Genomic DNA, 21,460 nt, shown 5'->3' with positions numbered 1-21,460 from the left:
CTCTAGGACGGAAACAATAGGAACGCTATGGGGGTCACAAGGATCAGCGTCAAGACAACCCGCTGGAACCAGATGACCACCAGCTTCCAGACCGGAATCGGGATGTCCGTGGCCATGATGCACGGGACCAGCGCGGAGAAGAAGATGATCCCTGATACGGAAACAACACCCACAACAAACTTGACCACCGGGACCGCTTCGGCGGCGAGGAGCGCGGGAAGGAACATCTCTGCAACACCCACGGCGCTGGCTTTGGCCACCAGCATGGGTTCCGGCAGCTGCAGCGCCCAGGTGAAGGGATAGAAGAGGAAGCCCAGCCAGTCGAACACGGGAGTGTAGGTGGCAAGGACCAGTCCCAGCAGGCCGATGGAAAGGATTGAGGGGAGAATGGCCATGGCCATCAGCACGCCGTCCCGGACGTTGGTCCACACGTTCACTGCGAGCGAGGGCGCTGCTTCCACTGTCTGCCGGGCCTCACGCCAGGCGACCGACAGCCGGCGCCCGGTAACGTCCTCCTCCGGCTGCGGCACGGCCTCCGGGTGATACTCGTCGGGGATGCTGTTCAACGGCCAGATCCTGACGGTGATGGCGGTGACAACGAACGTGACCAGGAACGTGACCCAGAAGTAAGCGGCCCACTGGCCCATCAGGTCAAGCGTCTTGGCCACTATCACCATGAACGTGGCGGACACGGTCGAGAACCCTGTGGCAATGATGGCAGACTCGCGGGCGGTGTATTTGCCTTCCTTGTAGACCCTGTTGGTGATGAGCAGGCCCAGGGAGTAGCTGCCCACAAAGGAGGCGACGGCGTCGATGGCGGACCGACCAGGGGTTCGCCAGATGGGGCGCATCACGCGCTGGACCATGACACCGATGAATTCCAGCAGGCCATAGCTGACCAGGAGCGCCAGGAACACCGCGCCGATGGGGACAAGCAGCCCCACGGGAATGACGAGCTTTTCAAACAGGAACGGTCCCATGCCCGGTTCAAACAGCCACGCCGGCCCTACCTTGAAGACCATCATGAAGCCCACCACCATCCCCACCACTTTCAGCAGGGAGAAGACCACCTCAACCGCGGACCTTTTCCAGGTTCCGGCGATGAAGGGGTATGCGGCGCCGGCGATAATCACGGCCAGCGCATAGAAGGGCAGGACCGGGGCGATGCCCGCTTGGAGGAACGAGACGATGTGGTCCAGCATGATGGTGTTCTTGCCCGCTATCGTCACCGGCACGAAAAACATGAATGCGCCGATGCCGCTGTAAACAAACAACTTCCACATGTGCCGCGACGCTGTGCGCGGGGCTTCCGAGGTGATGGCCAACGGTGTATCTCCTGACTACGTGGCGGCCCCCCGAGCCGGCATTTTTGTGTATAGAACCATGGCACCGTAGATCCCGGGCAGGAACAATGGAATGCACGGCATAGCAGTCTTGGATAGGAGACTCGGCTCAAGGAGGCCTTGGTTAAACCAAAAAGGCCCCCTGGATTCCCAACGAATCCGGGGGGCCTAGCCTGTAGCGGTGGGGAGGCTCGATCTCCCGACCTCACGATTATGAGTCGTGCGCTCTAACCAACTGAGCTACACCGCCACGAATGAGAAAAACCTGCGCCAAGCCGGTCAAAACCGCCTTGACACAGGCCCTCATCCAGAGCCCCCCACCGGAATCGATCCGGTGACCTCGTTCTTACCAAGAACGCGCTCTACCACTGAGCTAGGGGGGCAACGAGTAAATACTCTACCGGAAGATTTACCCACCAACAAATCGGCGTCCGGGCAGGCGGAAAGGGGCTGGAACAGGTGTCTGACGAGCGCCCTATCAGCCGAAAAATGCCGGAAAATCAGGGGAACGGGAACCCTGCAACCAGCGCGGGCTGCCCGGGCCGGAGCCTTTTCCTGGGGGCCCGCAACAAGAATGTGTCGATCCCCACACTCCCCCTCGAGTTTTTGTCCAGATATGCAGACTTTGGCGCACTCGGAGTCTGCATATCTGGACAAAAACTCACGGGAGGGGGCAGGTGAAGAAGGGGCGGCCGGAGGTTCACACTCCCCGCCGCGGTCCGCCGTCAGACATTCACTACTGCACGCCTTAAACGCCTGTGGGCCGGCTCGAAAGCCGGCCCACAGGCGCCTTGTCAGCTAGCTGACGGATTTACCACTTGCCCTTGCGGTTGAAGTCGCGCTGGCCGCCTTCATTGCCGTGGCGCGGCTTGCGGGAGCCGTCGCCGTGGCCGCCAAAACGGGAGTCGCTGGCCTGGCCGCGGCTGGCGCCGCTGTCAGCACCAAAGGAGGAACGCTCGCTGTAGGAGCGGCCGCCGCGGTCAGCGGAGGAACGCTCGCCGTCGGACTTCCGGAATTCCTTCTTGAACCCGCCGTTGCCCTTGAAGTTGCCTCCACGGTCACCGCCGCGGTTGCCCTGGTAGGAGCCGCGGTCGCCGGAGGGCTTGCGGCCGTTGTCCAGCTCAAGGTGGATCAGCTCGCCGCCGATCCGGGTGCGGGACAGGGCGCGCAGCTGCTCGGGGCTCAGGTCCGCCGGGAGCTCCACGAGGGAGTGGTCCGAGCGGATGTCGATGCCGCCGATCTGGGCCGAGGAGATGCCGCCCTCGTTGGCAATGGCGCCCACGATGGAGCCCGGCATGACGCGCTGGCGGCGTCCCACGGCGATCCGGTAGGTGGCGTTGCCCTCGGTGAGCGTACGGGTCGGTCCACGCGAGCCGAAACCGTCCTTGGAGCGCTCGCGCTTCTGGAACTCGGGAGCTGCGGGCAGTTCCTTCACCAGCAGCGGCTGGCCGCCCTGTGCCATGACGGCAAGGGCTGCAGCGATCTCCGCAGCGGGAACGTTGTGCTCTTCCTCGTAGGAGGCGATCAGGTCGCGGAAAGGAGCAACGTCCTCGGACGCGAGGGTTTCCGTGATGCGCTCGGCGAACTTGCCCAGGCGCAGCGTGTTCACGCTCTCGGCCGTGGGCAGGTGCATCTGCTCCACCGGCTGGCGGGTGGCCTTCTCGATGGAACGCAACAGGTACTTCTCGCGCGGCGTCATGAACAGGATGGCGTCACCCGAACGGCCTGCACGGCCGGTGCGGCCGATGCGGTGCACGTAGGACTCGGTGTCGTGCGGGATGTCGTAGTTGATGACGTGGCTGATGCGCTCCACGTCAAGGCCGCGGGCCGCGACGTCGGTGGCCACGAGGATGTCGATGCGGCCTTCCTTCAGTGCGTCCACAGTGCGCTCGCGCTGCTGCTGCGGGATGTCGCCGTTGATGGCGGCGGCCTGGAAACCGCGGGACTTCAGCTTGTCAGCCAGGTCCTCGGTAGCCATCTTGGTGCGCACGAACGCGATGACGCCGTCGAACTCTTCAACCTCAAGGATGCGGGTCAGGGCATCGAGCTTGTGCGGGCCCATGACCTGCAGGTAACGCTGGCGGGTGTTGGCGCCGGTGGTGGTCTTGGACTTGACGGAGATCTCGGCCGGGTTGTTCAGGTACTGCTTGGACATGCGGCGGATCTGGCTCGGCATGGTGGCCGAGAACAGGGCAACCTGGCGGTCAGACGGAGTCTGCTGGAAGATCTGCTCCACGTCTTCAGCGAAGCCCATGCGCAGCATCTCGTCGGCCTCGTCCAGCACCAGGTACTGGAGTTCGGACAGGTCCAGGGAACCCTTCGAGATGTGGTCGATCACGCGGCCGGGGGTACCGACGACAACCTGGGCACCGCGGCGCAGGCCAGCGAGCTGGGGGCCGTAGGCGGAGCCGCCGTAAACCGGGAGGACCGTGAAGTCGTCAATGTGCTTGGCGTACGAGGTGAATGCCTCGGCAACCTGGAGCGCCAGCTCGCGGGTCGGAGCGAGGACCAGGGCTTGCGTCTTGCGGGACGGGCCGTTGAGGTCGTGGAGCTCGGCCAGGCGGGACAGTGCCGGTACTGCGAATGCTGCAGTCTTACCGGTGCCGGTCTGGGCCAGGCCCACGACGTCGCGGCCTTCAAGCAGCAGCGGAATGGTTGCTGCCTGGATGGGGGACGGCTTCTCGTAGCCGACGTCCTGCAGTGCGGCGAGGACTCGGCCGTCGATGCCGAGGTCGGCGAAACGGATGCCTTCTTCTTCGTCTTCCTCAGCCTTGGCGGCGGGAGCTGCGGGAGCTTCCTCAGCCTTGGCGGCGGGAGCGGCCGGGGCTTCGTCAGCCTTGGCGGCGGGAGCTTCTTCGGGGGCTTCGGCGGGTGCCGGTGCGGCCTCGGCTGCGGGGGCAGCGGGCTCAGTGAATTCGATGCTGGCAGCTGCTGCTTCAGCGGTGGCGTCGTTGTGATTTTCGGGCATAGGGAAGTATTCCTCATCCATAGGGGGCCAGGCGGCACTACCCGAGGTGAGCGGAGCCGCAGTACGTGTGCCGTGGATGCCGGGCAAACATTGACCGGCCGGTCACAGAAGTCCGGCGCTTTCGCAATCCCGTGGCAGGACTTCCCGCTGCATCTCTTGGCTGCTATCCCAGCAGTCTGTACAGCGTTTTCTTTAGCCGGCTCTCCCTATGAAAATGCCCGCATCGCTTGTGCGGGCCCCAACACTTGCCAGTCCTGCCTCAAAAATTGGGCAGGAATAAGGGATTTCCGGAGTGGGGGATGTTTCAAGTGTAAGGTACGCACCTGCCGCAGCGGAAATTGAACGTACGACGACGGCGGTGAGCTTGCGCACACCGCTTCCCTTCCAGCCGCTTCAGCCTGTCGCTACCGGCCCAGCTGCCGTTCCAGCGCCTCGAACTTTTGTTTGAACTCGGGCTGCTGCAGGCGGATCTCGCCGTCGGCGTCGGCGTCGCGCAACGCTTCCATCGACTCTGCGTCCGGTTCGCTGAACCACCTGCCCACGGTAACGCCGTGCTTCGGAACATACAGCCGGTGGATATGGTCCCCGGCCTGGATGGTGCCGGTCCTGATAACGCGCAGGTAGGTGCCCACGCGGCCCTCCTCGGTGAACCTCTTGACGAAGTGCGGCTCCCGCATCCGGCGCTGGAAGGTGGCGCAGGGCGTTCGCGGCGAGGTGACTTCGACCTCGAGGCTGAGGCCGATCTTCCACCGTTCGCCAATCACCGCTCCCGTGGCGTCGATGCCCGCCACCCGGAGGTTTTCGCCGAAGATTCCAGGCGGCAGTTCCCGCTGCAGCTCCCCGGCCCAGTAGTCCGCGTCCTCTTGCGAATAGGCATACAGGGCCTGGTCCGGACCGCCGTGATGTACCCGGTTCGCCTGGATGTCGCCCTGGAGGCCCAGCCGGTGAACCTTGACCGGCCCCTCGGCCGGACGCTTGTCGATGGCCGTCACGCCCACGTTGGATGCGTCCGGCAGGAGCTGGTGGACGCGGCAGACGGCAACTACGGAGGCGGTTTCCATGGCACCAGTGTAGGGTCCGGGACCCCTGCAGGCGGCAGCTGCCGGCATGGGGACTTCTCCCCCATGCGCTATCCGCTGTGCTACTCGCAGCCGGCACCGGCAGGGACTACGCTGAGTTCAGGATTGCAATTGGGGGTGCAGCGCTGTGCCCAATTCACGTGGACTACTGAAGGGGACGCCATGGACCCGAACAAAGACCCGGAGCACGGGCGGGCAAGCGGCAACCAGCCTGACGACAGCCGGGCCGGCGGGCACGACGACGGCCGGGCCGGCGCGAAGCCTCCGCCCTGGCAGGTACCCAAACCGGAGCTCCGCCCTGAACTGCTCAGCGAGCCTGTTACTCCCGTGGACCCGTTTGCCCGCGACCGGGAGAGGCAGCTCAACGAGGCGGCGGCCAAGAAGAAACGCTCGCAGCGGCGCACCGTGGTGGTGGGCCTGGGCGTGACGGCGCTGCTCGCCGGCACCATCACGGCTGTGGTGGCCAGCAACCAGGATGATCCCGAGTACGCCCAGGTGTGTTTCAACGACGAAACCGGCGAGCGCGTGGAGGACACCAACTGCAACAGCTCTGCCGGCCGAAGCGGCGGCATCTACGCCTGGTACTTCTTCTCCCGCGGCGCGTTCGTTCCCGCCGTCGGGCAGAACCGCTCAACCGCCCCCACCTACACCAGGACCGTTCCCAGCGGCGCAAAGGCCTCCACCGGGTACAGCACCCAGGGCGGCACCGTCAGCCGCGGCGGTTTCGGTACCACCGCGAAGAGCGGCACAAGCGGCGGCAGCAGCAAAGTGGGGGGCTGAGTGTGAAGCGGCTGTTGTCTGAGCCCAGGCCCGACTGGAAGCAGAAGATCCAGGAACAGGGCCTGGTCTTTTCCACCACCACCATGGACGACGGGCGGCGGATCGAGTACTGGAACGAGTCCGCGTACTACGAATTCACCACGGACGAGGTGGAGGACCTCGAGCTGGCGGCCGAGGACATGCACAGGATGTGCGTGGAAGCGGCCAAGTTCCTGGCCACCGGCGCCATGGGCGATATCGGCATCGGCCCGCAGGCTTTGGAACTGGCTGCAGAGTCCCTGCAGGCCGGGGACGTAGACGTCTACGGCCGCTTCGACTTCATCTATGACGGCCAGGGCGGGCCCGCCAAGATGCTCGAATACAACGCGGACACCCCCACCGGGCTCATCGAGGCGGCAGTGGCGCAGTGGTTCTGGCTGCAGGACGTCTTCCCGGAAAAAGACCAGTGGAACGGCATCCACGAGGCCCTGATCCGGCAGTGGAAAAAGGTCCAGTACCGCACCGGCATGAGCACCCTGCACGTTGCCCACTCGGAGGTGGAGGAATCCGGCGAGGACTGGATGACGGCTGCCTACATGCGGGACGTGGCCAGCCAGGCAGGCTGGACCACCATCGGCATCAACATGTCGGACATCGGCTGGGACCCCAACCTGAACCGGTTCGTGGACCTGGACAACTTCATGATCAGCACCATCTTCAAGCTCTACCCCTGGGAGCTGATGATGAAGGAACCCTTCGGGCACCGTCTCCTGGAACGCGCCCACAATCCCCGCTGGGTTGAACCCGCCTGGAAAATGCTCCTCTCCAACAAGGCGCTCCTGGCCGCCCTCTGGCATCTGTACCCGCAGCACCCCAACCTGCTGCCGGCCTACCTTAACGAGCCGGGTCCCCTCAAGGAATGGGTGGCCAAGCCCCTGCACGGCCGCGAAGGGGACAACATCAGAATCCATGCCCAGGGCATCAGCCTTGAGCAGCCCGGCGGCTACGGCCGCGAGGGCTGGTGCTACCAGCAGTACCAGGAACTGCCCGACTTCGGCGGCAACCATCCCGTCCTGGGCCTGTGGGTGGTGGACGGCGAGTCCGTAGGCTGCGGCATCCGGGAATCGGATGGGCCGGTCACTGACTACTTCTGCCGTTTTGTGCCCAACACCATTGACGCGCCGGCGCCGCTTTCGGCCGAGGCCTCCTCCAACAAAGCAGGTATCGCACTATGAACCCGGTGACAGCATGAGCACAGGAACCACGACGACGGGCGGCCCGGGCGGCGCACCGGGCGCCACCGTCCCGGCCAAGGGGCTCCGCGCCGGGATCCTGGACCTCGGCGACTCTGTGATGCTGGGGCTGGCCTCCACGGCACCCGTCTACTCGCTGGCCGCAACACTGGGCCTCATCGTGGCCGTAAACGGCAACTACACTCCCCTGATCCTGCTGCTCGGCTTCATCCCCGTGCTCTTCATCGCGTATGCGTTCCGCGAACTGAACAGCGCCATTCCGGACTGCGGCACCACCTTCACCTGGTCCCGGCGGGCGTTCGGACCCTGGGCGGGCTGGCTGGGCGGCTGGGGCGTGGCGCTCGCCGGCATCGTGGTCCTGGCCAACCTGGCACAGGTGGCGGGCCAGTACCTGTGGCTCCTGGTGGGCGACGGCTCCCTGGCTGACAACACGGCAGTGGTGACCGCAACGGGCGTCCTGTTCATCGCCGTGATGACGCTGGTCAACTACCGGGGCATCCGGCTGGGCGAACACGTCCAGCGGGTGCTGACCTATGTGCAATACATCTCCCTGGGCATCTTTGCCCTGGCCATCGTGGTGCGGATCGTTGCGGGTTCCGCCGCCGGAGACACCTCTATCCAGGCCTTCGACCTTGAATGGTTCAACCCGGTGGGTGCCTTTGCGGATCCCGGTGCCGTGGTGCACGGTGCGCTCCTGGCGCTGTTCATCTATTGGGGCTGGGACACCTGCCTCGCGGTCAATGAGGAAACAGAGAACCCTTCAACCACCCCCGGCCGCGGCGCAGTGATCTCCGCCTTCATCCTCGTGGCCATCTATGTCTCCGTGGCGCTCCTGGTGATGATGTACGCCACGGTGGGCACGGAGGGCATTGGGCTGGGCAACGAGGCCAACCAGGACGACGTCTTCCTGGCCATGCGGGACGTGGTGCTGGGCCCCTGGGGCTGGCTGATCGTCGTCGCCGTGCTTGCCTCGGTCCTGTCCTCCACCCAGACCACCATCCTCCCCACGGCACGCGGCACCCTGTCCATGGGCGTCCACGGCGCCCTGCCGGCCAGGTTCGGCCAGGTGCACCCGAAGAACCAGACTCCGGGGTTCTCCACCCAGGTCATGGGGGCGGCCGCCATCGCCTACTACGTGGCCATGAGTTTCCTGAGCGAGAACCTGCTCTCCGATTCCATCAGCGCCATCAGCCTGTTCATCGCCTTCTACTACGCACTCACCGGCTTCGCGTGCTTCTGGTACTTCCGCGGCACCCTGCGGCATTCGGCACGCAACCTGTGGTTCCGGGGCATCCTGCCGCTCGTCGGTGCGCTCCTGTTGACGGCCGCCTTCTTCATCTCGGCTGTCCAGATGTGGGACCCGGCCTACGGCGACACCCAGATCTTCGGGATCGGCGGGGCCTTCGTCAGCGGTGTGCTGCTGCTGGCCCTGGGCGTGGTGCTGGCTGTGGCGTGCCGGTTACTGCCCGCCACCCGCGGTTACTTCCTGGCGAAGCCGTGAACCCGGACCCCTCGGACGTCCTTGCCCAGGATGCCCTGCTGACCCCCGGCGAGCAGGAAATCCAGCAGAAAGTCCGGGACTTCACGGCCCAGCGGATCAGGCCAAACATCGCCCGGTGGTACGACGACGCCGTGTTTCCCCTGGAGCTCGCGCCGGAACTGGGCGAACTGGGGGTGCTGGGAATGCACCTGGAGGGCTATGGCTGCCCGGGCCGCTCCGCCGTCGAATACGGCCTGGCCGCAATGGAACTTGAGGCTGGCGATTCCGGGATCCGCACCTTTGTCTCGGTGCAGGGCTCATTGGCCATGACCGCCATCCACAAGTGGGGCTCCGAGGACCAGAAACAGGAGTGGCTCCCCCGGATGGCCGCAGGGGAAGTGATCGGGTGCTTTGCGCTGACCGAGCCTTCAGCCGGCTCCGATCCTTGCTCCATGGCCACGCTCGCCCGGCGGGACGGTGCCGGGGACAACGCCGGCTGGGTGCTGAACGGCGCCAAACGCTGGATCGGCCTCGCTTCGGTGGCCGGGGTGATGGTGGTCTGGGCCATGACCGACGACGGCGTGCACGGCTTCCTGGTGCCGGCGGGGACCCCCGGCGTCGCCGCCGTCCCCATCACGCAGAAACTGTCGATGCGCGCGTCCATCCAGTGCGATGTGGTGTTCGACGACGTCAGGCTGGGTCCGGAGGCGCTGTTGCCGGCGGCGCGTGGCCTGCGGGGCCCGTTTACCTGTTTGAACGAGGCACGGTACGGCATCGCCTGGGGCGCCATGGGAGCCGCCCGGGATTCCTACCAGTCAGCACTGGCCTACTCGCAGGAGCGGCTGCAGTTCGGCAAGCCGCTGGCCGCCTACCAGCTGACCCAGGAGAAGCTGGTCAACATGCTGGTGGAGATCCAGAAGGGGACCCTGCTGGCGCTGCACCTGGGACGACTCAAGGACGCCGGCGTCCTGCGGCCCGAGCAAATCTCACTGGGCAAGCTGAACAATGTCAGGGAAGCCCTCACGGTGGCCCGGGAGGCACGGTCCATCCTCGGCGGAAACGGCATCACGCTGGACTACTCCCCACTGCGCCATGCGGCCAACCTCGAATCGGTGCGCACCTATGAGGGCACCGACGAAGTCCACACCCTGGTCCTTGGCCAGCACATCACCGGCATCAACGCGTTCCGCTGACCCTGACTTCCCCTCCCAACTAGGTAGCGCTAAGTGTCGTTTTGGAGCCCCAATACGACACTTAGCGCTACCTAGTTGGGGTCAGGCCGAGAAGCCGCCGTCGGACTTGATGAGCTGGCCGGAGACCCAGCGGCCGGCGGGCGAGAGCAGGAACCCCACGGTTCCTGCAACGTCGGCGGGTGTTCCCAGCCGTCCCGTGGGCTGCTGGGCCGTCAGCGCTGCCCGGACCTCGTCGTCCATCCAGCCGGTATCCACTGGGCCCGGGTTCAGCACGTTCGCCGAAATGCCCTGCGGTCCAAGCTCCCGCGCGGCGGCAATAACGATCCTGTCCAGCGCGCCCTTCGAGGCACCGTAGGGAATGTTGAACGCTGTGTGGTCACTGGTCAGCGCAACGATTGCGCCGCCGTCGTCCGTTGCCTGCCGCGCGAACGCGGCAATCAGCTGCCAGCTGGCCCGCGTATTCACGGCAAAATGCCGCTCAAACGATTCCACGCTGGTGTCCAGGATCCCCGAGTCCACGGACTCGGCATGGCTCAGGACCATGCCCTGCAGCGGGCCCGCCAGCTGCACGGACTCCGCCACCAGCCGGTCGGGCACGGCGGGGTCCTGGAGGTCCGCGGACAGCACGTGGACCTGGGCGCCGATGGCTTCGAGCTCGGCAGTCAAACGCACGACGTCGTCCGGTTCAGTCCCCCACGGCATCCGGGCGTCGTAGTCCTGCCAGTAGGCCAGCACCAGGTCCCAGCCTTCGGCGGCGAGGTGCCGGGCGATGCCGGCGCCGATGCCCGCGAGCCGGCCCGCCCCGGTGATGAGGGCGGCGGGGCGGACGGCTGCGGGGGAAGAATCCATGGGATCAGCCTAGCGGCGCCAATGGAAGTGCCCCGGCTGAAGCACGCTCCGGGTTCTCCTCAGGCACCAGGACCAGGTCCAGGTAAGCGCGGAGACAGCCGGCCATGTCCACACTCCCGGGCGCCAGGAGCCACTGCGTCTGGATGCCGTCCCACAGAGCGATCAATGAGGCAGCGGCAGTGTCCGGATCCACACCAGGGCGCAGCCGGCCTTCCCCGGCCAGCTGCGCAAGCTGGCGCGCGTAGCTCCGCCGCAGCCGCTCAAAGCGCTGCGTAAAGTAGTCCCGCCCGGGATGCCCCTCCGTGACCGCTTCCCCGCACAGGACGGTGTAGAGCTCCAGGACTCCCGGGACATCTTCATTGAAGCGCGCCTGCCGGAGGACGGCATCAGAAAGTGATTCCTCCGGGTCCGGCGGCGCGGTACCGTCTCCCGTGATGGAATCCCGCCAGTTGAGTACTGCCAGGAGCAGATCGCTTTTGGAGGGGAAGTAGTGGAGGAGGCTCGTCTGGCTCATGCCCGCGTGGTTGGCCACGTCCTGCAGCGAGCTGCCGCGATACCCGTGGGCGGCGAAGACGGCGTGGGCTGCGGTCAGGATGGCCCGGCGCCGCTCCGCCGACTTCGCGTAGGGTCCGCGGCGGGAAGTTTGAGGCCCCTCCTTGGTGCTCATGGCAAGCCAGTGTACCCGCCGTAACGCCCGATAAACCAAAACTCGAGCGACCACTCGAGTTTTCGTGTTAGCCTTTCTCGAACCGAACAAAAAGTGCCATGCTTCACACTTTTAGGCACATATCCGACACAATGAGGTGAAGGCAAATGTCCCAATTCACGCGAAGACAACTCCTGAGTGCGGGCCTGGGCACCGCAGCGGTGGGGCTCCTGTCCGGCTGTGCCACGCCAGGCATACGCTCCGTCAACACAGCACCGGTGCTCGCTCCGGCCGCCAGCGGGGAAAAGATCACCCTGACGTACTGGTGCTGGCTCAAGGACGCCCAAAAAGTGGCCGATATCTGGAACGCCTCCCATCCGCTGGTCCAGGTGGAGGTCGTGTGGATTCCCGGCGGCAACGCCGGCGGGTACCAAAAGCTCTATTCGGCCCTGGCTGCCGGCGGCGGACCCGACCTTGCCCAGGTGGAGATGCGGTCCCTCCCCGAATTCATGCTGGTCAACGGCCTGGTGGATGTTGCCCGGTACGGCGCCCAGGACTACGCGCACCTGTACGACCAGACCCTGTGGGGCCAGGTCAGCTTCTCCGGCGGCGTGTACGGCATCCCCCAGGACTCCGGCCCCATGGCCATGTTCTACCAGCCGGCAGTCCTGGACCAGGTGGGCGGCACAAACCCCGGCACGTGGGACGAATGGGCAGCCCTGGCACGCGAACTGCGCCAAAAGGATGTCTACCTGGACTGCTTCCCGCTGGGCGACGCCTCCGTGTTCACAGCCTTCGCGGCGCAGGCCGGTGCCAGCTGGCTCCGGCCTGAGGAGGACGGCTGGGTCATTAACATGACCGACGACGCCACCATGAAGGTTGCCCGCTTCTTCGACCAGGCCATCGATGAGGACCTTGTGCAGACGGCGTTCGGCGCCTACTCCCCCGGCTGGTTCGCTGCAGCCGCCAAGGGAACCATTGCCTCCGTGGTGTCCGGCAGCTGGGGAGACGCCCTCATTGAAGGCGTCAGCGGCGGCAGCGGCAAATGGCGGGTGGCACCCATGCCCACCTGGGGCGGGAGCGGATTCGGGTCAAGCTACCTTGGCGGTTCCACCGCAGCGGTCCTGGCCAACAGCAAACACCCCCGCGAAGCACTCGAGTTCGCGGTCTGGATGACCACGTCCAGGGAAGGCATCGACGCCGAAATCACCAACAGCGGCATTGGCTGGTCGCCGTCGCCGGACTTCATCGGCACTCCGCGGCAGGCGCCGTCGGAGTTCTTTGGCGGCCAAAGCTACCACCAGGAAATCTTCGTGCCGGCGGCCCAGCAGCAGAACAAGGACTGGTCCTGGTGGCCCGTCACACAGCAGTCCTTCAACATCCTGAGCGACGGCTTCCGGAAGAAGGCGTCAGGAACCAGCCTGGTGGATTCGGTGGCGGCGTCGGAACAGCAGATCATGACCGTCTTCAGGAACAAGGGCCTCAGCATTCGAAAGGAAGCGTCATGACAGCGACATCACCCACCGCGCGGACGGGGCAGGTTGCGTCCGCGCAGCCTTCCGCCCGGCCGGGCAAACGCGGCGACCGGACAGGCGCTGCGTCCCGCGCGCCCTGGCTCCTGCTGGCGCCCTTCCTGGCGTTGTTCATCCTGACCTTCGTCCTTCCGATCTTCGTTGCCGTTGGCTCGAGCTTTACCAAAGTGACCCGGAGCGGGCTCTTTGGCGAGGCCGGGGTCAAGAGTGAGTTCGCCGGGTTCAGCAACTACGCCCAGGCCCTGGCTGACGGCAGCTTCGTGGCGTCGATCGGACGCATGCTCCTCTTCGGCGTGGTGCAGGTCCCGGTGATGATCGTCCTCTGCACGGTGCTTGCCCTCATGCTCGAATCAGCGTCCGCCAAGTGGCCGGGTTTCTTCCGGGCCGCATATTTCCTCCCCTACGGCGTGCCGGGTGTCATTGCCACCATCCTCTGGTCGTTCCTCTACGTCCCCGGGCTGAGTCCGCTGTTCGACGTCGCGGCCCTGGTGGGACTGACTCCGGATTTCCTGGGTGCCAACACCGTTCTATGGTCGATTGCGAACATCGTCACCTGGAGCTACACCGGCTACAACATGCTGATCATCGTGGCCCAACTGAAGGCCATACCCGGGGAGCTGTATGAGGCCGCGAAGGTGGACGGCGCCTCCACCTGGCGGGTGGCCCTCAGCATCCAGCTTCCGCTGATCCGGCCCGCCCTCGTCCTGACAACTGTCTTCTCCATCATCGGCACCCTGCAGCTCTTCGCCGAAGCCCAAGTCCTGAAGACGGTCGCCCCCGCCATCGACAGCCAGTACACGCCCAACCTCAGCGCCTACACCACCGCGTTCGCCTACAACGACTACAACGTGGCCGCTGCGCAGGCCGTGCTGATCGCGGTGGCCGCCTTCGTCCTGTCCTTCGCCTTCCTCAAATTCACGAACAGGAAGTCATCATGACCGCTACCGTGACCCCGACGTCGACATCGGCTTCCCCGGCCCGCACCTCCGCTGCAGGGACCAGGCGTTCCGGCAGCAAGGGCCGTCCGTCCACCATCATCGTCACAGCGGTGCTGGTGGTGGTGGCCCTGTACTTCCTCATTCCCGTGTACTGGGTGGTGGTCGCTGCCACCAAGTCCACGGAGGACCTGTTCTCCACCAACGGGTTCTGGTTCGCCCCCACCGTTGCGCTGTGGGACAACCTTGCGCAGGTTCTCAGCTATGACAACGGCATCTTCATCCGGTGGTTCCTGAACTCGGTGCTGTACGCCGGCATCGGCGCCCTCCTGGCCACCTACTTTGCGGCGGCGGGCGGCTACGCGCTGGCGAAATACGAGTTCCGCGGGCGGAACCTGGTCTTTGGAACCATCCTGGGCGGAGTACTGGTACCCGGCACGGCCACAGCCCTGCCGCTCTTCCTGCTCTTCAGCCAGCTCGGCCTGGCCAACACGTACTGGAGCGTGCTGCTGCCGTCCCTCGTCTCGCCGTTTGGACTGTTCCTGTGCCGGATCTATTCGCAGGCCACGGTGGACACCTCACTCATCGAGGCGGCCCGGCTGGACGGCGCGGGCGAACTGAGGATCTTCCACACCATCGGGCTGCGCGTCCTCACCCCCGCCCTGGTCACCGTGTTCCTCTTCCAGCTGGTGGGAATCTGGAACAACTACTTCCTGCCGCTCGTGATGCTGTCCGACTCCGGGCTGTACCCGATCACGCTCGGCCTGAACAACTGGCTGAGCCAGGTGGACCGGCTGCCTGAGTTCTACGAGCTGACCACCGGCGGCGTGCTGCTCTCGATCATCCCGCTCAGCATCGCCATGGTGGTCCTTCAGCGCTTCTGGCGCGGCGGCCTCACCGAGGGTTCCGTCAAGTAGGAAACTGCCTATCGCGGGACGGCACGCCGCGGCAACCCCTCAATCCAGAGACTGCCGCGACGTGCCGTCCGGGTTCAACCGGCCGGGCTAGGGGATGGCGGCGAACGCCTGGTCCAGGTCCGCCAGCAGGTCCTCCACGTCCTCGATGCCGCAGGACAGGCGGAGGAGGTTCACCGGAACCGCCAGCTCGGTGCCTTTGACCGAGGCGTGCGTCATTTCGGACGGGTAGTTCATCAGCGATTCGATCCCGCCCAGGGACTCCGCCAGGGTGAACACGGACGTCGATTCCGCCACCTTCCGGGCAGCCGCCTCGCCGCCCTTGAACTGCACCGAAACCATGCCGCCGAAGCTCCGCATCTGCTTCCTGGCGAGCTCATGGCCCGGGTGGGACGGCAGGCCCGGATACAGGACGGCCTCCACCTCGGGGCGTTCCAGGAGCCACTCCGCCACGGCCTGGCCGTTGAGGCTGTGCCGGTCCATGCGGACCCCCAGGGTCTTCAGCCCGCGGGTGGTAAGGAAAGCGTCCATGGGACCGGAGACGGCGCCCACGGCGAACTGCACAAAGCCGATCTTCTCCGCGAGCTCCGCATCCTTGACCACCACGGCGCCACCCACCACGTCCGAATGCCCACCGATGTACTTCGTCGTGGAGTGGACCACGACGTCGGCACCCAAGGCGAGCGGGTTCTGCAGGTAGGGTGAAGCGAAGGTGTTGTCCACCACGAGGAGGGCACCGGCGTCGTGCGCTATTCCTGCGAGCGCCGCGATGTCGGTGATCTTCATCAGCGGGTTGGACGGCGTCTCCACCCAGACGAACCGGGTCTTGTTGGCGGCGACTGCCGCCCGGACGGCGTCGAGGTCTGCCATGTCCACCGGGGTGTTGCCGATCCCCCAGCCGCCCAGGACCCGGCTGATGAGGCGGTAGGTGCCGCCGTAGGCGTCGTTGCCCAGCACGATGTGGTCGCCGGGGCGGGTCAGGGCGCGGATGAGCGAATCCTCGGCGGCCAGCCCGGAGCTGAAGCTGTAGGCGTGGGTGCCGCCTTCCAGCGCCGCGAGCTGTTCCTGCAGGGCGTCCCTGGTGGGGTTGCCGCCGCGGCCGTACTCGTAGCCGTCGCGGAGCCCGCCGATGCCGTCCTGGGCGTACGTGGAACTGAAGTGCAGGGGCGGAACCACAGCGCCGGTGCGGGGCTCGAAGGCCTGGCCGGCGTGGACGGCGCGGGTGTTGAAACCTTGGTTTCCGGGAACGGACATGATGCTCCTTGTCTGGGTGAAGCAGTATCAGGGTGAAGCGGTTTTAGTTGCTGAGGTAGGCCAGGAGGTCGTGCCGGGTGAGGATGCCCACCGGCGCGCCGACGAACGTGACCATCACGGTGTCCACGTCCGAGAGCAGTTCCCTGGCTGCGGAAATGGTTTCCAGCGATCCGATGACGGGCAGCTTGGGGCCCATGTGCTCGGAGATCTTGTCCGTCAGTTTGGCTTCGCCGCGGAACAGTTTGGCGGTCAGGGTGCGTTCGTCCACGGCACCGAGCACCTCGCCCATCACCACCGGCGGCTCCTGGGACAGGACCGGGATGTGGCTGACGCCGAACTCGTTCATGATGTTGATGACATCGCGCACGGACTCGTTGGGATGGATGTGCACCAGGTCCGGCAGTTCGCCGTTCTTGGAGCTGATGACCTCCCCCACGGAGGTTTCCTCGCCGCCGGAGAGGAAACCGTAGGAGCGCATCCACTGATCGTTGAAGATCTTCGCCAGGTACCCCCGGCCGGAGTCCGGCAGGATCACGACGACGACGGCGGACTCGGGGAGGTCCCGCGCCGCCTTCAGCGCAGCCACCACGGCCATGCCCGAGGATCCGCCCACCAGGAGGCCCTCCTCGCGGGCCAGGCGCCTGGTCATGGCGAAGGAATCTGCGTCGCTCACGGCGATTACCTGGTCCGGGATGGACTTGTCGTAGTTCCCGGGCCACATGTCCTCCCCCACGCCCTCCACGAAGTAGGGGCGGCCGGTGCCGCCGGAGTAGACCGAGCCTTCCGGATCCGCGCCGATGATCCGGACCACGCCGCCGTCGGACTCCGGCCGGTGCGCCGATGCTTCCTTCAGGTAGCGGCCGGTGCCGGTGATGGTTCCGCCGGTTCCAGCGCCGATGACGCAGTGGGTGATCTTGCCCTCCGTATCGCGCCAGATCTCCGGGCCGGTGGTCTGGTAGTGGCTTCCGGGCGCCGCGGGGTTGGAGAACTGGTCCGGCTTGTACGCACCGGGGGTCTCCCGGACAATCCTGTCCGAGACGCCGTAGTAGCTTTGGGGGCTGTCCGGCGGCACGGCAGTGGGCGTCACCACCACCTCAGCGCCGTACGCCTGCAGGACGGCGCGCTTGTCCTCACCCACCTTGTCCGGGACCACAAAGACGCACTTGTAGCCTTTTTGCTGGGCCACCAGGGCCAGCCCCACACCGGTGTTGCCGGACGTGGGCTCAACAATGGTCCCGCCGGGCTGCAGTTTGCCGTCCCGCTCGGCGTCCTCGATCATCTTCACCGCAATGCGGTCCTTGATGGACCCGCCCGGGTTCAAGTACTCCAGTTTGACCAGGACGGTGGCTTTGATGCCCTCCGTCACGTGGTTGAGCTTGATGAGCGGGGTATTGCCGATGAGGTCCAGGATGGACTGGGCGTACTTCATGGATACAAAGCTACCGCTTCCCTGCCGCAGGCACCTTCCCTGCACTGTGCCCCCGGCGGCACGCCACGCGGGTGCAGCCGCTTCCAACAGGTTCCACGCAGGCACGGGTGGGATCATGGGGCAGTGCAGCAGTTCGCCTGGTTGACGAAAGTCCGGAGCTACCTCCTTCCCGGAGCGATGCTCCTGGCCGGTGTTGCCTCCCTCGTCTCCGGGGCACTGCCCCTGCCCGCTTTCGACGCACTGGCGGGCCGCACCGTTCCCATCCTCGCGTTTGTGCTCGCGATGTCCCTGCTGACTGAACTGCTGGACGAAGCCGGGCTCTTCAAGGTTGTTACAGACCGGCTCGCAGGACTGGGCCGGGGCCGCGTGTTCCTGTTGTGGCTCCTTGTCGTGGCGCTGGCCACGGTTACAACTGTTTTCCTGTCGCTCGACACCACTGCCGTGCTGGTGACACCGGTGGTGGTCCTCCTTGCAGTCCATGCCGGCATCCAGCCGCTCCCCTTCGCTTTGACCACCATCTGGCTCGCCAACACCGCCTCCCTCCTGCTGCCTGTGTCAAACCTGACAAACCTGCTGGCCCAGGACGCGCTGGGGCTCAGCCCCCTGGGCTTTGCAGGGACCGTCTGGGCACCCGCCCTGGTGGGGGTGGTTGTTCCGCTGGCCCTGTTGTGGCTGGCGTTCCGCAAGGACCTGCGGGGACGGTACCGGCCGCAACGGTCCCCCGCCGTGCGGGACCGCCCGCTGCTGGTCATTGCAGCGGCCACCCTGCTGGTCCTGCTGCCCGCCCTGGTGTCCGGCGTACCCGTGCAGTATCCGGCCATCGTGGCGGCGGCCTTCCTGCTGATGGTCTTCCTCCGGCGGCGGCCCTCCGTGCTGCGGTGGTCCATGGTTCCGTGGCGTCCGCTGATGCTCACGGTTGGACTGTTCATGGTCGTTGAAGCACTGCATGCCAACGGGTTGACGGCGCTCCTGGCCGGCACGGCCGGCCAGGGCGAGAGCCTGCCCGCCCTCCTGCACCTGGCCGCGCTGGGAGCCGGTGCGGCCAATGCAGCCAACAACCTGCCCGCCTATCTGGCCCTTGAGCCGGTGGCCGGGTCTCCGGCCCGGGTGGCCGCCCTGCTGATCGGTGTCAACCTGGGGCCGCTGGTCACTCCGTGGGCGTCCCTGGCCACCCTGCTCTGGCATGAGCGGCTGCGGGCGCTGAACGTCCGGATCAAGTGGAGCGGCTTTGCCCTGGCCGGGCTGGTGGTGGCAGCCCTGACGGTCCCGCTTGCGGTGGTGGCCCTGTGGCTGGCCTCGGGGATGCCCTGACGCTACCCGGCGGACTGGGCCTGCTGGTCGGCGGGCAGGTTCTCCCACAGGCCCATGACGTTGTCCTCAGGATCCTTGAAGTAGGCGAAGTAGCCCATCCCGGGGATCTCGTTCTTGGGCATAACAACAGAACCGCCCAGCTCCTCGACGGTTTTCAGCGTGGCATCGATGTCCGGCACGTCCACCGTAATGACGGGGTTGGCGATCTTTTCTTCCCGGGCCATCATGCCGCCGTTGATCGCACCGGCGGTTGTGGGCTGGCCGGTGGCCTCGTCCATGGGGGTGGTGATCACCATGTTGTAGTCCATTCCAGGGACGGGTTCTATCCGCCAGCCCAGGGCCTGCTGGTAAAACTTCTTGGCCCGCTCCTGATCGTCCGCGGGGATTTCGAAATGCACTACTCCACCCATTGCGCTCACCTGGAATCTCTGGAATCTCGAAGGAAAGGGCACGGACGCCCCGCGCCACACCTGGGATTCTAGTCTTCCTTCCGCTCCCCGATAAGGGCCGGGAACAAGCCGAGTTTTTGTCCACTTATGCAGGGTTCCGGGGCGCGCAACCCTGCATATCTGGACAAAAACTCCGGCCCCGGAACCGGCACGGCGGAGCTGGCGGGCAAACTGTCGGGGCACCGTGGGACGATGGTTCCATGACGATCGCAGAGGTTCCCGCGCGGCTGGCGGCCGCTGCGGACGCCTCCCTCCGGTGGTATCCGGGCGGCCCCTACGACCTGGCGCGGACCCTCCGCCCGCTCCTGCGCGGCAACAGTGATCCGTCCTTCGCGGTGGACGGCGGCGTCATCTGGAACGCCTTCACTACAGCCGAGGGTCCCGCCACCATCCGGCTCAGCCCGGCAGGCAGCGCGGAGGTGGAGCACCGGGTGGACGTCCAGGCCTGGGGTCCGGGCGCCGCGGCGGCGGCAGCGGCAGTGCCGCGCCTCCTGGGTGCGCACGACGATTGGTCGGCCTTCGACGAGCCGGTGTTCCATGCCACGCTCCCCCGCATGGTCAGGGAAGCGCGGCGGCGCAGCCTGGCCGTCCGGCTTCCCTCCAGCGGCCGCATGGTGGACCAGCTCGTGCCCATTATCCTGGAACAGAAAGTCACGGTCATCGAAGCCCGCCGCGGCTACCGGTACCTCCTGCACCGCTACGGTTTACCAGCACCGATGGCTGGATCCCTGGCTCCCGCCGGCCTGGTGCTGCCGCCCACCGCGGCGCAGTGGCTGCAGGTTCCCAGCTGGGAGTGGCACAAGGCCGGAGTGGGCCCGCAGCGCTCCGCAACGGTGATGCGGGCGCTGCGTTCCGCCGTCGCGCTTGAACGGTTGGCGGAGCTGCCGGCGCTGGAGGCTGCCGCAAAAATGCAGACCATCCCCGGCATCGGCATCTGGACGGCCGCGGAAGTGGTGCAGCGAACGCACGGCTGCCCTGACTCGATATCGGTGGGCGATTACCACCTGGCCGCGTACGTCGGTGCTGCGCTGACCGGCCGGCGGACTGATGACGCCGGCATGCTCCGGCTGCTGGAACCCTGGACGGGACACCGCCAGCGGGTGGTGCGGATGATCCAAAGCAGCGGCTTCCGCAAACCCACGTTCGGCCCGCGGATGACCATCCAGGACCACCGCCGGCACTGACGCCCGCCGGGCACACGGCCCCCAACGCACGCGCACGATTTCCCGTGGACTCGTGCCGGGGATGGGTATAGCGTGGCGCCAGGGAGCCCGTTCCAGAGCTCCGGCACGCCGCATCCTCTGGAGTCACGCATGATCCACACGGACAAACTGGCAAAGACGTTCACGGTCAAGAAAGAAACCGTGGAAGCCGTCAAGGGCGTCGACATCGACGTCGCACCCGGCGAGCTCGTGGCCTTCCTTGGCCCGAACGGGGCAGGCAAGTCCACCACCTTGCGGATGCTCACCACCCTGCTGACGCCCAGCTCGGGGACGGCCAGGGTGGCCGGCGTGGACGTCACCGCGGATCCTGCGGGAGTACGGGCAAGGATTGGCTACATCGGCCAGGGCAACGGCGGCGGCCACAGTTTCCGGGTGATCGATGAGCTGGTGATGCAGGGCCGCTTCTACGGCATGAACTCCGCGGACGCCCTTGCCCGGGCCCGGGAGCTCCTCCAATCCCTGGACCTCGCGGACCTCGCCAAGCGGACGGTCATCAAGCTTTCCGGCGGGCAGCGGCGAAGGATGGACGTGGCACTGGGGCTGATGCACTCGCCGCGGCTGCTCTTCCTGGACGAGCCGTCCACCGGGATGGACCCGCAAAACCGGGCCAACCTGTGGGAGCACATCATGCGGATGCGCGAGGAACACGGCACCACCATTGTGCTGACCACGCACTACATGGACGAGGCCGATTCCATGTCCGAGCGGGTCATCATCATCGACCACGGCACGATCATCGCCGATGACACCGCCGCGCGGCTGAAGGCGAACCTCGCGGGCGACCTGCTGGCAGTCGAAGTGGCGGCGGCCTCCGCGGCCGGGGTGCGGGGGCTGCTGGGGCGC

At 66.1% G+C, this 21,460-nt stretch carries 18 protein-coding genes and 2 tRNA genes; 10 read left to right on the top strand and 10 right to left on the bottom strand.

Going from position 1 to position 21,460, the window contains the following annotated elements:
• Positions 1 to 2: 2 nt before the first annotated feature.
• The 5 genes from ACKAE7_RS10465 to ACKAE7_RS10445 form a co-directional block, all read right to left on the bottom strand.
• Positions 3 to 1,325, bottom strand: a complete 1,323-nt coding sequence (locus ACKAE7_RS10465) for a YjiH family protein (protein ID WP_408979108.1) — start codon at positions 1,323 to 1,325, stop codon at positions 3 to 5.
• Between the two features lie 194 nt (positions 1,326 to 1,519).
• Positions 1,520 to 1,593 (bottom strand) — tRNA-Met (locus ACKAE7_RS10460).
• Positions 1,594 to 1,654: 61 nt separating this feature from the next.
• Positions 1,655 to 1,726, bottom strand: a tRNA-Thr gene (locus tag ACKAE7_RS10455).
• A gap of 428 nt (positions 1,727 to 2,154) precedes the next feature.
• Complete coding sequence (locus ACKAE7_RS10450; protein WP_408979107.1) at positions 2,155 to 4,311, bottom strand: DEAD/DEAH box helicase; 2,157 nt, start codon at positions 4,309 to 4,311, stop codon at positions 2,155 to 2,157.
• 404 nt (positions 4,312 to 4,715) lie between these two features.
• The gene (locus ACKAE7_RS10445) at positions 4,716 to 5,372 is read right to left on the bottom strand and encodes an MOSC domain-containing protein (protein ID WP_408979106.1); all 657 of its coding nucleotides are present in this window, start codon (positions 5,370 to 5,372) and stop codon (positions 4,716 to 4,718) included.
• A 180-nt stretch (positions 5,373 to 5,552) separates the two neighbouring features.
• Here ACKAE7_RS10445 and ACKAE7_RS10440 point away from each other — a divergent pair, with 180 nt between their 5' ends.
• Genes ACKAE7_RS10440 through ACKAE7_RS10425 form a run of 4 tightly spaced genes read left to right on the top strand, consistent with a single transcriptional unit; the run spans position 5,553 to position 10,075 of the window.
• Positions 5,553 to 6,170, top strand: a complete 618-nt coding sequence (locus ACKAE7_RS10440; RefSeq protein ID WP_408979105.1) for a Tat pathway signal protein — start codon at positions 5,553 to 5,555, stop codon at positions 6,168 to 6,170.
• 2 nt (positions 6,171 to 6,172) lie between these two features.
• Positions 6,173 to 7,384, top strand: a complete 1,212-nt coding sequence (locus ACKAE7_RS10435; protein ID WP_190609534.1) for a glutathionylspermidine synthase family protein — start codon at positions 6,173 to 6,175, stop codon at positions 7,382 to 7,384.
• Between the two features lie 13 nt (positions 7,385 to 7,397).
• Complete coding sequence (locus tag ACKAE7_RS10430) at positions 7,398 to 8,903, top strand: APC family permease (protein ID WP_190609530.1); 1,506 nt, start codon at positions 7,398 to 7,400, stop codon at positions 8,901 to 8,903.
• Positions 8,900 to 10,075, top strand: a complete 1,176-nt coding sequence (locus tag ACKAE7_RS10425; protein ID WP_408979104.1) for an acyl-CoA dehydrogenase family protein — start codon at positions 8,900 to 8,902, stop codon at positions 10,073 to 10,075. The genes ACKAE7_RS10430 and ACKAE7_RS10425 overlap by 4 nt, the downstream gene beginning before the upstream one ends.
• A gap of 81 nt (positions 10,076 to 10,156) precedes the next feature.
• On the opposite strand, the gene ACKAE7_RS10420 is transcribed toward ACKAE7_RS10425, so the two are convergent.
• Together ACKAE7_RS10420 and ACKAE7_RS10415 are read right to left on the bottom strand one after the other, a co-directional pair.
• A complete protein-coding gene (locus ACKAE7_RS10420) occupies positions 10,157 to 10,924 on the bottom strand; it encodes an SDR family oxidoreductase (RefSeq protein WP_191034742.1) in 768 nt (255 codons plus the stop codon).
• Between the two features lie 4 nt (positions 10,925 to 10,928).
• On the bottom strand, positions 10,929 to 11,591 hold the full coding sequence (locus tag ACKAE7_RS10415) for a TetR/AcrR family transcriptional regulator (protein ID WP_191034743.1): 663 nt from the start codon (positions 11,589 to 11,591) through the stop codon (positions 10,929 to 10,931).
• Positions 11,592 to 11,737: 146 nt separating this feature from the next.
• On the opposite strand from ACKAE7_RS10415, the gene ACKAE7_RS10410 reads away from it, so the two are divergent.
• The 3 genes from ACKAE7_RS10410 to ACKAE7_RS10400 are packed head-to-tail and all read left to right on the top strand — an operon-like array spanning position 11,738 to position 14,954.
• Entirely contained in the window at positions 11,738 to 13,078 is a 1,341-nt protein-coding gene (locus tag ACKAE7_RS10410; RefSeq protein WP_190609524.1) for an extracellular solute-binding protein, read from the top strand.
• Complete coding sequence (locus ACKAE7_RS10405; protein ID WP_190609522.1) at positions 13,075 to 14,040, top strand: carbohydrate ABC transporter permease; 966 nt, start codon at positions 13,075 to 13,077, stop codon at positions 14,038 to 14,040. Before ACKAE7_RS10410 ends, ACKAE7_RS10405 begins: the two co-directional genes overlap by 4 nt.
• Complete coding sequence (locus tag ACKAE7_RS10400; RefSeq protein WP_188809554.1) at positions 14,037 to 14,954, top strand: carbohydrate ABC transporter permease; 918 nt, start codon at positions 14,037 to 14,039, stop codon at positions 14,952 to 14,954. Before ACKAE7_RS10405 ends, ACKAE7_RS10400 begins: the two co-directional genes overlap by 4 nt.
• A gap of 87 nt (positions 14,955 to 15,041) precedes the next feature.
• On the opposite strand, the gene ACKAE7_RS10395 is transcribed toward ACKAE7_RS10400, so the two are convergent.
• The gene (locus ACKAE7_RS10395; protein WP_191034744.1) at positions 15,042 to 16,205 is read right to left on the bottom strand and encodes a cystathionine gamma-synthase; all 1,164 of its coding nucleotides are present in this window, start codon (positions 16,203 to 16,205) and stop codon (positions 15,042 to 15,044) included.
• A gap of 43 nt (positions 16,206 to 16,248) precedes the next feature.
• Positions 16,249 to 17,634 (bottom strand): cystathionine beta-synthase, encoded by a 1,386-nt coding sequence (locus ACKAE7_RS10390; protein ID WP_191034745.1) that lies wholly within the window; start codon positions 17,632 to 17,634, stop codon positions 16,249 to 16,251.
• A gap of 123 nt (positions 17,635 to 17,757) precedes the next feature.
• Here ACKAE7_RS10390 and ACKAE7_RS10385 point away from each other — a divergent pair, with 123 nt between their 5' ends.
• The gene (locus ACKAE7_RS10385; RefSeq protein ID WP_408979103.1) at positions 17,758 to 18,945 is read left to right on the top strand and encodes an SLC13 family permease; all 1,188 of its coding nucleotides are present in this window, start codon (positions 17,758 to 17,760) and stop codon (positions 18,943 to 18,945) included.
• 2 nt (positions 18,946 to 18,947) lie between these two features.
• Here ACKAE7_RS10385 and ACKAE7_RS10380 read toward each other — a convergent pair whose 3' ends face one another.
• Entirely contained in the window at positions 18,948 to 19,355 is a 408-nt protein-coding gene (locus tag ACKAE7_RS10380; protein WP_174176884.1) for a VOC family protein, read from the bottom strand.
• 239 nt (positions 19,356 to 19,594) lie between these two features.
• Here ACKAE7_RS10380 and ACKAE7_RS10375 point away from each other — a divergent pair, with 239 nt between their 5' ends.
• Both ACKAE7_RS10375 and ACKAE7_RS10370 read left to right on the top strand, forming a co-directional pair.
• Positions 19,595 to 20,578: a 3-methyladenine DNA glycosylase gene (locus tag ACKAE7_RS10375; RefSeq protein WP_191034746.1), complete on the top strand. Its 984-nt coding sequence runs from the start codon at positions 19,595 to 19,597 to the stop codon at positions 20,576 to 20,578.
• A 129-nt stretch (positions 20,579 to 20,707) separates the two neighbouring features.
• A partial coding sequence (locus ACKAE7_RS10370) for an ABC transporter ATP-binding protein (protein WP_408979102.1) occupies positions 20,708 to 21,460 on the top strand: 753 nt, incomplete at its 3' end.

Origin of the sequence: Pseudarthrobacter sp. NKDBFgelt (assembly GCF_046097905.1) — a bacterium.
In the GTDB taxonomy this organism is placed as follows: domain Bacteria; phylum Actinomycetota; class Actinomycetes; order Actinomycetales; family Micrococcaceae; genus Arthrobacter; species Arthrobacter polychromogenes.
The sequence above is the reverse complement of the archived record's forward strand: the minus strand, read 5'-3'. Positions and strand labels throughout refer to the sequence as shown.

Excerpts from the sequence above, each read along its gene's own strand:
- ACKAE7_RS10450 (WP_408979107.1), bottom strand. The coding sequence starts at position 4,311 with ATGCCCGAAAATCACAACGACGCCACCGCTGAAGCAGCAGCTGCCAGC.
- ACKAE7_RS10445 (WP_408979106.1), bottom strand. The coding sequence starts at position 5,372 with ATGGAAACCGCCTCCGTAGTTGCCGTCTGCCGCGTCCACCAGCTCCTG.
- ACKAE7_RS10440 (WP_408979105.1), top strand. The coding sequence starts at position 5,553 with ATGGACCCGAACAAAGACCCGGAGCACGGGCGGGCAAGCGGCAACCAG.
- ACKAE7_RS10430 (WP_190609530.1), top strand. The coding sequence starts at position 7,398 with ATGAGCACAGGAACCACGACGACGGGCGGCCCGGGCGGCGCACCGGGC.
- ACKAE7_RS10420 (WP_191034742.1), bottom strand. The coding sequence starts at position 10,924 with ATGGATTCTTCCCCCGCAGCCGTCCGCCCCGCCGCCCTCATCACCGGG.
- ACKAE7_RS10415 (WP_191034743.1), bottom strand. The coding sequence starts at position 11,591 with ATGAGCACCAAGGAGGGGCCTCAAACTTCCCGCCGCGGACCCTACGCG.
- ACKAE7_RS10410 (WP_190609524.1), top strand. The coding sequence starts at position 11,738 with ATGTCCCAATTCACGCGAAGACAACTCCTGAGTGCGGGCCTGGGCACC.
- ACKAE7_RS10405 (WP_190609522.1), top strand. The coding sequence starts at position 13,075 with ATGACAGCGACATCACCCACCGCGCGGACGGGGCAGGTTGCGTCCGCG.
- ACKAE7_RS10400 (WP_188809554.1), top strand. The coding sequence starts at position 14,037 with ATGACCGCTACCGTGACCCCGACGTCGACATCGGCTTCCCCGGCCCGC.
- ACKAE7_RS10395 (WP_191034744.1), bottom strand. The coding sequence starts at position 16,205 with ATGTCCGTTCCCGGAAACCAAGGTTTCAACACCCGCGCCGTCCACGCC.
- ACKAE7_RS10390 (WP_191034745.1), bottom strand. The coding sequence starts at position 17,634 with ATGAAGTACGCCCAGTCCATCCTGGACCTCATCGGCAATACCCCGCTC.
- ACKAE7_RS10380 (WP_174176884.1), bottom strand. The coding sequence starts at position 19,355 with ATGGGTGGAGTAGTGCATTTCGAAATCCCCGCGGACGATCAGGAGCGG.
- ACKAE7_RS10375 (WP_191034746.1), top strand. The coding sequence starts at position 19,595 with ATGACGATCGCAGAGGTTCCCGCGCGGCTGGCGGCCGCTGCGGACGCC.